Genomic DNA, 12,043 nt, shown 5'->3' with positions numbered 1-12,043 from the left:
CAGAAAGATACGTCGTTGATCACGACTCAGGAACTTCAACAGTGATAGCCTGTTTCGTTCCGTCGGATTCTTTCACCACGAGGAGCACGCCGTCTCCGGCTTTCTTCGCTGAGAGGATCCGTTGAAGCTGCGACGGAGAATTCACTTCTTTTCCATCGGCTTTGAGGATCACTGTGCCGGGACGAAGTCCACGTCGGGCCACTGCACCACCGCGATCCACCTTGGAAATGAACACACCTTGTTTTGTCCCGAAGGAACTGGTCTGCTCGTCTGTGAGAGAGTTTGCCGTAAAGCCAAGCCCCTTGAAATTCACGGGCTCATCTGCAGCCTTTGTGGTGGCTTCTCCGGCTTTACTGTCGCTCGTCGCAACATCACGGTCACTATCGAGCGAACGTAGCGTTACAGACTTCGAGATCTCGCGTCCATCACGCCAGATCTTCAGCGTAACCTTATCTCCTGCTCTGCGCAATACGATCTCGTTCTGCAGATCATTCGATGTCTTCACCGGCTGTCCGTCTACGTCAAGGATCACGTCCCCTACTTCGAGTCCGGAAGATTCAGCGGCTCCGCCTTTCACGACCTTGTTGACATTTACACCGCTTACCTTTGAGAGTCCAACGGCCTTTGCCGATGCCTCGTCCACACTGGTGATCTCTACGCCGATGTACCCGCGCTGGATCTTTCCATCGTCGATCAGATCGAGTGCAACACTCTTCACCATGTCGATCGGGATCGCAAACCCATAGCCGGCATTTACACCGGTACGCGAGGCGATGGCCGTGTTGATGCCGACAAGACTGCCGTTGAGATTGAAGAGTCCGCCACCGGAGTTCCCCGGATTGATCGCTGCATCCGTTTGAATGAAATTCTCAACGGCATAACGATTGCGTTCAAAGGTGCGTTCGTCGGTACCAACGATGCCGATACCCCTGCCCATGGCAGAGACGATACCTGTTGTAACGGTTGACTTCAGACCCAGTGGGTTACCCACGGCTACTACCCACTCGCCGATACGGATATCTGCGCGTTGGGCAAAGTGAGCCGGCATGAAGGTGCCTTCGATCTTCAGCACTGCAAGGTCCGTGAGCGGGTCGCGTCCAACCAAGCGAGCCTTGTGCTCCTTTTGGTCGTTTGTGGTGACCACAATGCCCCCTTCTTTCGCTTCTTCTACCACGTGGTTGTTGGTCACCACATAGCCGTCTCGGGAGATGATAACACCCGAACCGTTGGCTTCGCCGCCATCAGGGAGTTGAAACTCCTCGTCGCCCCCTCCACCATCGGGACCGAAGAATCGGAAGAAGTCGTTTGGCATGGACGACGGAGCCTTGCGCTCGGTCTTTACTGCGATCGAGACAACAGACTGCGTTACGGCACTCGAGACAGCAACGAACTGATCGTTAAGGGCCTTCACCGCCGCAGAGGCAGGGGTAGGGGGCTGACCAGCTCCCAGCTCCGATCCGCCGGCAAAAAGGTTTTCAATGGCGTTTCCGCCAAAAGAGGTCATGAGGACTACGCCGAAGACAATGCCCACACCGATGAGGGCCACGGCTGTCAGAAGAGAACGTTTGGACATAGATACTCCGCAATGATTCAGGCGAAGTGGGACGAACAAATTTTCCGTTTAGTGGGCGTGGACCAGGAGTCGCACCTTCCGACCGAAGGTTTCCTCCATCAACTCCTTGCGCCGCTCGGCCCCCCAGAGCTCGATATCGGGGACGCTTGTAGGGGCCACCAGGTAGATGTCCAGCATGCCGGAGGAGATGTTCACGCGGATGGTCTGAACTACCTGCTGCTGCCGTCTGTCCAGTCCTTCCCCAATCCGGAGGATGGCAGAGAGAACACGTACGAGACGCTGCTCGTCGGCACTGAGAGCTATAAAGGATGGATGTTTCTTCTTGGGGTGACTCTTTCGATGATACCGTGCGATGTTGGCAATGATCTCTGCTTCGTCGTTGGTGAATCCCGGCATGGCGCTGTTGCGAATGATGTATTCGCTGTGCTTGTGATGCTGATCGGCAGCGATGTGATATCCAACATCATGCAACAATGCAGCGGCTTCCAAAAGCTCGCGTTCTCTGTCACCAAATCTGTGCAGAGCATGAAGGTCATCGAAGAGTCGAAGACACAGATTCTTCACATGTTCTGCATGTCTGCGTCGAACACGATAGAGATCACAGAGATGATCAACACTCTGGTACCGAAGATGCGAGAGGTGATGATACTCATCGATATCGCGTTGTTTTTGAACCGTATCAAAGACGATCCCCTCTCGCAAGGCATAGCCGGAGATCGTGAGTTCTTGAATGTTCAATCCGATGATGGCCTGCTCCAAGATCAGTGCGCCGCCGGTGATCACATCAGCGCGCTTGGGATCCATCCCCGGAAGAGAGAGTCGAGCCTCCTGCGTACGCGCCTGCACAATGGAGTCCACAACATCAAGGATGTCCTTGCGGTCGATCCGCATCGCATTCAAAGATTCCGGCAGACGTTTGTTGGAGCGTGCAAGAGACATCGCAGCGATCGCCATCACCGTGCCCGAACAGCCAACAGCGTGTTCAAATCCATAGGCGATCAGTGATTGGAAGACGGCCGCCCATTCTCCGCGAATTGCTTTGCGACAGGCCTCTACCTGAGAGTCTGTGATCGTTGGATCCGGGAAGAATCGCTTCGTCATGCGGATGTGACCAAGCTTTGCACTGTCTACGAATGCAGCTTCGCCTTGATATCCGATAACGGTTTCTGTGGAGCCCCCTCCGATATCGATCACAAACGTGCGCTTGGCAAGGATCGGCAGGGCGTGGAGTGCACCAACGTAGATAAGTCTGCCCTCTTCGATGCCCGGGATCACTTCGATCTCAACACCGGTTGCATCGATCACTCTGCGAACAAACTCATCCTTGTTAAGAGCTTCGCGAACGGCACTGGTAGCAACGGCACGGATATGCACGCCATGTTGAAGTGCTTCGGCGGCGAAACGTTTCATTGTGGCTACGCCCCTGTCCATCGCATCGGGAGCGAGGCGTTTCATGTCGCCCGCAGAAGACCCAAGCCTGACCATTTCCTTATTGCGAGCATGGATCCGCAGCACGCCGCGAGTGCTAACGCTGGCAATGACCATGTGGAACGAGTTTGTTCCTACATCGATCGATGCAATGAGACTTGGTGCCGATGATTGTTCGTCCACGTTTGCGTCCTCCGTATTCAAAGATACCAAGTGTATCTTCGCCCATGTTCCAACGGTACTTTATCATTATCGGACTCGTGGTTGTGGGCTTCATAGTCTTCTCCGGTCTGGCCGTTGGATTTCTGCGCAGACTTTCCGGGCGTGGCCCCCGCAGGAGATAGTGATGGCCAAAGCCAAGGGTGAACGGTTCGCATTTCTCGACGTTGTAAGGGGGCTTGCCGTGATCTGGATGATCCAGGTTCACGTGACAAATGTCGTGCTTGATCCTTCGCTACGAATCGGCTGGTTCTTCGACGTGCTGAACATCTCCAACGGCTTTGTGGCACCTACGTTCATCTTCTGTGCCGGGGCCGGACTCTGGATAGCCCTTTCGCGTAAGGGCGAAGCCTACCGAACGTTTGGGTCCGACCTCTTTGTATACCTGCGTCGGCTCGGCTACATCCTTGTGTGGGCCTACTCCCTGCACGCCCCCTTCTACTCTCTGGACAGATTGTTGATCGCCTCGGCAGACGAGCTTCTTCCGTGGTTACAGATAGATGTTTTGCAGACCATTGTGTTCAGCTCGTTGGCAGCACTAACAGTCTACCTTGTTATCGGCGATCTCCGCAGAACCACATGGGTATACGGAGTTCTTGCTCTCACAATCATGTGTTGCACGTGGGCCACTGGTGTATGGCCAAAAGAAAGCCCCTTTCCACTACTTCCGTGGTCGAGCTACCTCTTTGCCGGGGCCTTCATCACCGGACTCTTCATGCAGTCCAACGATAAGGGGCGGATAGCGCGGTGGATGTTCTGGGTTGGCCTCATCGGACCATTTGTGATCTTCCTGTCCAAGAACATTGGTCCGGCCATGCCATGGGATGATACGTGGTGGCGCACCTCTCCCGGACTCCATCTCTTCCGTATCAGCGGAACGCTCATGTTGCTTGGGCTGCTCTTTACGCAGGAACAGCGAATGCGTACAAGTAAACTCGGCACCATGCTCCAGACCATCGGCAACGAGTCGCTCTTCATGTACGTGGGCCACCTCCTCTTTGTCTACGGCTCCATGCAGTCCGTTATCTCGTCCATCTACGGTTCATCAACTCTTGGCTACGGCGGTGTAGCCGTTGTGTGGATCATTGTCACTGCAGCATTCGTTGCCTTGATGATGATCTGGCACACGCTCAAGTCGAAACGTCCGGACCTCGCCCAGCGCATCCTCATCATCCAACTCGCATGGATGGTGATCTCATTCATTGTACTGCCGGCAGACTTCTCGTTCAGCCGGATGTTGGGTTTGGACTAGTGCAACGCGTTGTTGTTATCGGTACATCGTGTGCCGGCAAGTCAACGCTTGCTCAACGCCTGGCCACACGTGTACATACGCAATGCATAGATCTCGACGATCTCCATTGGGAACCTGATTGGGTAGAAGCTCCCGACGAGGTATTCCGATCGCGAGTACTTGCGGCCACTGCAAGCGAGCAATGGATCGTTGCCGGTAACTACAAGCAAGTTCGAGACATCGTGTGGTCTGCAGCAGACACCGTTATCTGGCTCGACTTTTCATTCATCGTCGTGTTTACAAGGATGCTGCGAAGGACAGTGCGAAGGATCATACGAAAGGAAGTTCTTTTCGCTGGAAACGTGGAGAAGGCAGGAATGCATCTCAAGGTGTGGTCGAAGGAATCTTTGATCCACTGGGTTGTCGCAACGCACTGGAAACGAAGAAGAGAGTTTACCAATGAGTTATCACAGAATCGGTACTGCCACCTCACTGTTCTGCGTTTTACACGACCACAGCAGGTAGAGCAATGGATGAATTGCTTGACACGTCACTAAGTCATTAGTCATCAGTCATTAGTCATTTCTTGCAAAAACCGACAAAGGCCGCCCCTTTTTACAAGGACGGCCTTTGCGGCGTTCTGTTCACGATCGTGGTTTAGTGCGCCACGGTTACCGGGAGGGTGATCGTACCGCGTTGACCAGTGATCGTCAGGTAGTAAATGCCGGAGGCGAGGTCGGCAGTGATGAGTCGGAACTCATACGTGCCGGCTGTCTGTGGCGCGTTCACGAGGAACTGCGTAGACAGAGCGCCTGTGGCGTCGGTAACGCGAACGGTAACAACGTCATCATGAGCGAGCTCATAACGAACGGTTGATGCGTCCTGCGTTGGGTTAGGGAATACGCGGCCGGCAATGGCCAGCGTAGCGAACATTTCTTCGTTGACGCTTGTTGATGGATCCTGTGCCTTGTATGCACGATTCACGGGATCGTACTCCGTCCACTCAAGATCCCAACGCTCAATACCTACAGCACCGCGGAAGGCAACATTCTCAAAGAATGGGTCGGATGCTGTTCCGGCAAACGCTGCACCGCTGAGTGCAGGTGAGCCGGTCTTAAGAGCCGGATTGAAATCTATATTGGTGATGAACGGTGCTTCAACCATGGCAACACTTGGCGAGGACTTGTCAACGATGTTGTTGTACGCCGGCTTGAGGAGCCATGTGTTATCAAATCCTGCAGGTGGTGTCTGGCTACCCGATAGACCGGCAAGGGTCATTGTAGCCCCCTTCACTCCATACCAAGAGTTGTTACGGATCTCAAGCGAGTCTCCATTAGCAGCAACCATGGTTGGAAGTTGTGCGATCTCAAAGCCACGCGGCCATCCGAGGAAGAGGGAGTTGTGGATGCTCTGACGTGAGTTGCGACGGATCTGAGCAGCTGCGCCGAAACGCGAGCTGTATTGATTAGCACCGCTACCTGTTGTCCAGCTTGTGTCTTGGAGCGGACCAATAGCTGTGATGTTGGAGAACACCGCCGTGGTCAGAGGCTGATTGAACGATGCGTTAGCATCATTGTCAGATTCAAATGCTTGCGATGTAGAAACATCGGCTACTGTGCGGAAGCGCTGAACGATTCCGTATTGAACCTTGCCACGGTATCCGTTGTCGGTGTCAAAGTCGTCGTCGAGGATCCCTACAGAGATAAGGTGCTTGGCATTCACTGTTCCACCGAACCACTCAAAGCCATCATCGTTGCCGTGTGATACTTGAATGTGATCGAGAATGGTTTTGCTACCAACGCCGCCCATGGTGAGGGAGTTCAATTCGTTGTTCGGTGCAACAGCGATACCGGCGAACTCGATACGAACGAACTGAAGCGACCCGCTTGAGTCATCGTCATCTGTGCCGCCGAACCAACCGCGACCGCCTGTTGTGGTTTCTGCGATACCACCTTCGATGGCAGCTTGACCGCCAGGATGATTCGTGCGTGCCTTACCGCAGATCACAATGCCGCCCCAGTCGCCACGAGCGCGCTGACCAGGCAGTGCGCTGGATGTGAAGACGATCGGAAGCTTGCGCGTACCGTTGGCAATGATCTTGCCGCCCTTGTTAATACACAGCACGGAATTCTGTCCTACGGTGTCGCCAAGGATGATCGTACCAGGCTCGATCTCGAGTACTGCACCGTCATTTACATACACGTAGCCATCAAGACCGTAGATCTTTGTGTTGGAGAGATGAACACGTGATGTGATCTCGCCACGCAGGACGGAGTCTACCGTCACAGGAGCAGGTGCGATGATCTTGATCGGCGTGTTGTTTACGTCTGTCTTTGTTGTGTCGCTAAGAAGCACCATGCGTACATAACCGGTCTCGGTTTGATCTGCCGGACGGAACACGATGCCACCGGCAACTTGTCCGCGACGTGCAGCAGAGTCGAGCACGTTCGAGAGACCAGGCAATGTTGTCCACGGACCTGTCTGTGTCTTGCCGAAGTCAAAACGCCAGCGTTGGCGATAGGTACCCGTTGTGTCCCACGAGACAGTAACGGACTGACCAACACGCACGGAGGTAACGTTTGTGCCCGGCTCAATGAGTCGGACCGTTGGCTCAACAACTACTGGTGCAGTGATAGCGAAAGGAGCATCCGAGATATCGAACTTCGATGGATCACTTACGAGTGTCATCTTCACATAGCCTGTGCTCGTTACGATGTTCGGAGCAGTGAAGCCATTTGCAAGCTTTCCGCGTGATGCGCCGGCATCGACGACGGATTCAGCACCAGTGATCGGTGACCATGGGCCAGCTGCTGAGGTACCGAATTCAAACTTGTAGGTGTTACCGGCTGGACTTGTTGTATCCCACTCAACGGCGATCTTGGTTCCTTGAAGATATGATTCACCGGAACCTACACCCGGCTTTGTAAGACGCACAACGATCGCTGCGCGATACTCAGAGTTCACGGGATCGTAGTTGGCCCAACCTTCGTCCCAACGCTCTTCATCCGCAGCGAAAGCACCGCGGTAGTTCACCTTTGTGAAGAACGCATCGTCGATCGGATAGAGCGGACCGCCGTTGCTGTACGACGCCGTGTTGAGATAAGGAGCTACGATCAAAGGTGCCGGATTGAACGAGGCATCGTTTGGCCATGGGTTGGAAAGGAAGGCATTGTTTGGACTGGTCTTGTCAGCACTGTTGTTGAAGGCTGCCTTGCTGATCCAGTTCGCATCCATTCCTGCAGGGGGCGTACCACCCGCAAGATTCAGCCATGTGCTCTTGATACCATACCAGTTGCTCGAGCGGATCGCTAGAGAATCAGTATTCGCAGCAGCCATCGTTGGTACCTGTGCGATCTCAATGCCGCGTGGCCATCCGATGAAGACGGAGTTGAAGATGCTCTGACGTGAGTTGCGACGGATCTGAGCTGCTGCGCCGTAACGGGAGCTAAACTGGTTTGCGCCGCTGCCGGTGGTCCAGCTGGTGTCCTGAACCGGACCGATCACGGTCACGTTTGAGAAGAGTGCATTTGTCAATGGTGCGTTGAAAGAACCTGTTGCGTCATTGTCGGATTCAAAGGCCTGCGACGTGGAGACATCGGCCGTTGTCCGGAAACGCTTTACAAGTACGAACTGAACCTTACCACGAAAACCGTTGTCGGTGTCGAAGTCATCATCAAGAATACCGTAGGAGATGAGGTTCTTCGCATTCACGGTGCCACCGAACCATTCAAAGCCATCGTCGTTACCGTACGATACTTGAATGTTATTCAGGACGGTACCGCGTCCAACACCACCCATGGTAAGCGAGTTGAGTTCGTTGTTCGGAGCAACGGCGATACCAGCGAATTCGATACGGACGTATTGAAGCGAACCACTGTTGTCTTCGTCATCAGTGCCACCGAACCATCCTCTACCAGGTGTTGACTCAGCAATACCACCTTCGATGGCAGCTTGTCCACCCGGATGGTTCGTACGTGCCTTTCCGCAGATCACAATACCACCCCAGTCACCGCGTGCGCGTTGACCCGGAGCTGCAGAGCTGGTGAAGACGATCGGCTGTGTCTTAGTGCCATTCGCAATGAGCTTGCCACCACGATTCACGCAGATCACGGAGTTTTGTCCAACGGTATCACCAACTACGATCGTTCCGGCTTCAACCTCAAGAACTGCTCCGTCGTTGATGTACAGATATCCATCGATGCCATAGATCTTGGTGTTGCTCAGACGGATGCGACCAGTGATCTCACCGCGAAGAACAGAGTCCGGACGGATGACGTCTGGCGACTCGATCGTGAACGGATTGTCTGTGATGTCGAAGACGTTGTTCGAGTCCGCAATGAGTTCCATGCGGATATACCCCGACGACGTTCCTTGAGCCGGTACGCGCCATCCGCCGCTTGTTGGCACGGATTGTCCACGTGTTGCTCCGGAGTCGAGCACGTTCGCTGTCTGGCCCGCAAGCGTAGTCCACGGACCAGCTGGCGACGTGCCATACTTGAAGCGCCAGCGTGCACGGAATGTGCCTGCTGTGTCCCAGCGCATTTCCTGCGTTGAGCCCGGACGGAAGGTTTCTCCGCCATTCGGGAACTTGATCTGACACGACGTTGGATTTTGTGCCATCATCTGCGTGGCGGTGACCACGAGCATAACAGCAAGAAGACATAGTGTCTTCATAAAGGACCTCTGATGTGATGTTGTGAGGTGAAGAGTCATAGTGTGATTGACGTTGGGATCGATAGAGCTTAGTTGAAGCGGTAGCCAATACCGAAGGTGTAGGTACGACCGCGAATGTTGGACTGAATGTTCACGCCCCCTTGCTCCCAATACAGTGGCTGATTGAGAATGTCACGGATCGCGAATTTCAGTTCGAGGTTTCCACCGAGGTTCTGACTGAGGCTGAGGTCGACCATTTGGCGCGGCATCTCATACACGTGCGGATCGTCGAACTGGAAGGCACCACGCTGTCCCACCTTGATGATGCGACGTCCGTAGGTGTTGTACCCAAGATTGATCGATGAGCCGGTGCTGAAGTTCGTGTAGAAGAGGCCGATATTCACGGTGTACGGGCTCTGTCCCCACATCGTACGTTCGTCTGTTACACCACCCTGATTCACAACGATGTGGGAATTGATTACCGCAGCGTTGATAGAGAAGGTGAACGGTGTAAGGAACGATGCGATGAATCCGAGTTGTTTGCGTGCCTCGAACTCGATACCGTAATTCTGTGCCTGACCATTTGCATTCTGGAAGCTGTAGATCACTTCCGATGTTGATGGAAGAATGGTCTCTTCGATGGCATTGGTGAATGTCTTGTAGAAGGCACTCACACTGATCACTTCACCGGCATTCGGGAAGACCTCCCAGCGAACATCGTAGTTCTGGATGAGAGCGCGTGTGAGATTCGGATTGCCCGTTGTTACAGCTTGGATCTGGAAGTTGTAGAAGGAGAAGGGGGCAAACTCACGCAAGGAAGGACGAGCCAGCGTCTGCGATGCTCCGAGACGGATGTTCATGTCTTCGGCTGGACTGATCACGAGGTTGAGGGACGGCAGAACGTCTGTTACGTCCACTACCGGATTCACGGCCTGATCCTGAGCGTCAAAGGAGTTGAGCTGCTGAAGGCTGCTCTCGATACGTGCACCACCGATGAAGCGCATTTTCACGCTTGCAAGATCGAATGGAATGTCAGCCATCAGATATGCTGCGCCGAGTCTTTCAGAGGCTGTGTAGGCATCAGAGAGGCGCGTTTCTTCCGACATCATGAGTCGGTCTGCGGAGTAGTTCGAGTCTGCAAAGGCAGCAGACGGATCTACTTGACCTTGTTCACTCGTGTTGAAGAGTCCATCGATATCACCGGCATAGTTGCGCGATTGGATCACAGTGAATGATCGTGCAGTGAAATCGCGATTACGGAACTCATAGAGTCCACCGAACTTGATCTTCGATGCCTCAACTGGCAGGGTCACGTTCGCCGATGCAATGCGGTAGTACTCAGACATGTCCGAGTAGAAACGTCCGGCTGTTGTTCCGTCACCAGTAGGTGATGGAGAGAAGTTGATGGCAAGGGGCGATTGAGTGTCCGTTGACTGACGTGAATACTGGAGTCGACGATAGTCGGGCTCATCACGCTGCGTCTCTGAATACCCGAGCTTCCAGTTGACAACAGCATTGTTGAACGACCCAACGGTGTGCTCACCGCCAAGTTGAGATGTGAGGAGTTCCTTTTGGACGTAGTTGAATCCGAACTCACGGCGTGTCTGTGCTTGAGAATAACTCTCACCGTAGAGTTCCAACGATTCATCATCCATCGAGCGGTTGTACACATTCTTGAAGGAGAAGGTTGTGCTCTCTCCCAGACGATAGGCCAGATTGAGGAGTCCGCCCATGTTAGAGCTGCGTGCGGCCGTATATCCGCTCTTCGAGAACTGCAGCGACCTGTCTGCCTGAAGTGCCGAACGCGTCATCCGATTCATCGAATACGTGTTGCCGTAGTTCACGTTCGCAACGATGCCAAAGGCATCGGTCTCACCGATCTCGATCGGGGCACTTACCGTTACGCCCAGTCCGCCATTCATCGGTGCTGTTTCGTAGTTCGTCTTCCACTGTGAGTTCGGGAAGCCTGAGCCGATCTCTGCTACACGGTTTGCAGCATCTACATCGCCTACCTGTGCCTTGCTGTTGAGGTTGAGGAACTCTTCGCGGTTTGCAGGGATATCAGCTGGGTAGCTACGGTCACCGGCTCCATTTGCCGACCAGTCCTTGGAAGAACCGGTATAGGAAAGGAATTCACCTTGGTGGAACGTAACGTAGTCGTTGATGGATTGAGATCCGCTGACCTTTACGCTATAGGCCGATGGGAAGTCGATCGTATTCAATTGAACGAGACCACCGGAGAAGTTGCCCGGCAGATCGGGAGTGAACGACTTCGTAACGTTCGCATTCTCGAGCAGTTCGGCCGGGAACATGTCAAAGGCAAACGCCTTCTTGTCCGGCTCTGTTGACGAAAGGGAAGCCCCATTCAACGTGGTGTTGCTGTAGCGCTCACTCACGCCACGCACGTACACATATTTGCCTTCTACGAGCGTAACACCGGAGACGCGCTTCAGAGATTGTCCAGCATCACTGTCCGGAAGCTTCGAGATCTCTTCTCTGCCGATCCCGTCACTAACCTGCGCTGCGTTCTTGCGCTCTGCCAGGAGGGCTGCTGCGTTGTCATTCACACGCGAGGCCTGAACAACCACTTCTTTGTTGACCTTTACCGAGGCACCAAGAACAATCGTGACCGGTGATGCTGCGTCGTCCTTCACAACGATGCCTTCAACCACCTTGGTCTCGTATCCAATGAACGTTACCCGTAGTTTATAGGTGCCGGCGGCAAGCTTCTTGATCCGGAATGTGCCCTTTGTGTCGGAGTAGGCACCCTTCTTGGTGTCTACTACGCCAACACTGGCGCCACGGAGAGCTTCGCCCGTCTCGGCATCCGTAACTTTGCCTTCGATGGATCCCGTCTGTGCACTTGCAGCGATAACGCTGGCACAGAAGAGGAGGGATGTGAGAATGTGTTTCATAGACTTTACCGATCACTTTACGAC

General features: G+C 53.9%; 6 protein-coding genes. 2 read left to right on the top strand and 4 right to left on the bottom strand.

Features of this window, described 5'->3' with window-relative positions; translation table 11 throughout:
- Nucleotides 1–19: 19 nt before the first annotated feature.
- Both IPI29_12735 and IPI29_12730 read right to left on the bottom strand, forming a co-directional pair.
- Nucleotides 20–1,573: a trypsin-like peptidase domain-containing protein gene (locus IPI29_12735; GenBank protein MBK7413411.1), complete on the bottom strand. Its 1,554-nt coding sequence runs from the start codon at nt 1,571–1,573 to the stop codon at nt 20–22.
- Nucleotides 1,574–1,621: 48 nt separating this feature from the next.
- A complete protein-coding gene (locus tag IPI29_12730; protein ID MBK7413410.1) occupies nt 1,622–3,184 on the bottom strand; it encodes a Ppx/GppA family phosphatase in 1,563 nt (520 codons plus the stop codon).
- A gap of 163 nt (nt 3,185–3,347) precedes the next feature.
- Between IPI29_12730 and IPI29_12725 the strand changes: the two genes are divergently transcribed.
- Nucleotides 3,348–4,472: a DUF1624 domain-containing protein gene (locus IPI29_12725; GenBank protein ID MBK7413409.1), complete on the top strand. Its 1,125-nt coding sequence runs from the start codon at nt 3,348–3,350 to the stop codon at nt 4,470–4,472.
- On the top strand, nt 4,403–5,008 hold the full coding sequence (locus tag IPI29_12720) for an adenylate kinase (protein ID MBK7413408.1): 606 nt from the start codon (nt 4,403–4,405) through the stop codon (nt 5,006–5,008). Before IPI29_12725 ends, IPI29_12720 begins: the two co-directional genes overlap by 70 nt.
- A gap of 100 nt (nt 5,009–5,108) precedes the next feature.
- Here the strand turns inward: IPI29_12720 and IPI29_12715 are convergent, their stop codons facing one another.
- Nucleotides 5,109–9,125, bottom strand: coding sequence for a T9SS type A sorting domain-containing protein (locus IPI29_12715; protein ID MBK7413407.1), 4,017 nt, complete (start codon nt 9,123–9,125; stop codon nt 5,109–5,111).
- 68 nt (nt 9,126–9,193) lie between these two features.
- Nucleotides 9,194–12,019 (bottom strand): carboxypeptidase-like regulatory domain-containing protein, encoded by a 2,826-nt coding sequence (locus IPI29_12710; GenBank protein ID MBK7413406.1) that lies wholly within the window; start codon nt 12,017–12,019, stop codon nt 9,194–9,196.
- Nucleotides 12,020–12,043: the final 24 nt, after the last annotated feature.

This window comes from Ignavibacteria bacterium, assembly GCA_016707005.1.
In the GTDB taxonomy this organism is placed as follows: Bacteria; Bacteroidota; Ignavibacteria; order Kapaibacteriales; family Kapaibacteriaceae; genus UBA10438.
This window is presented reverse-complemented; position numbering and strand designations above follow the sequence as displayed.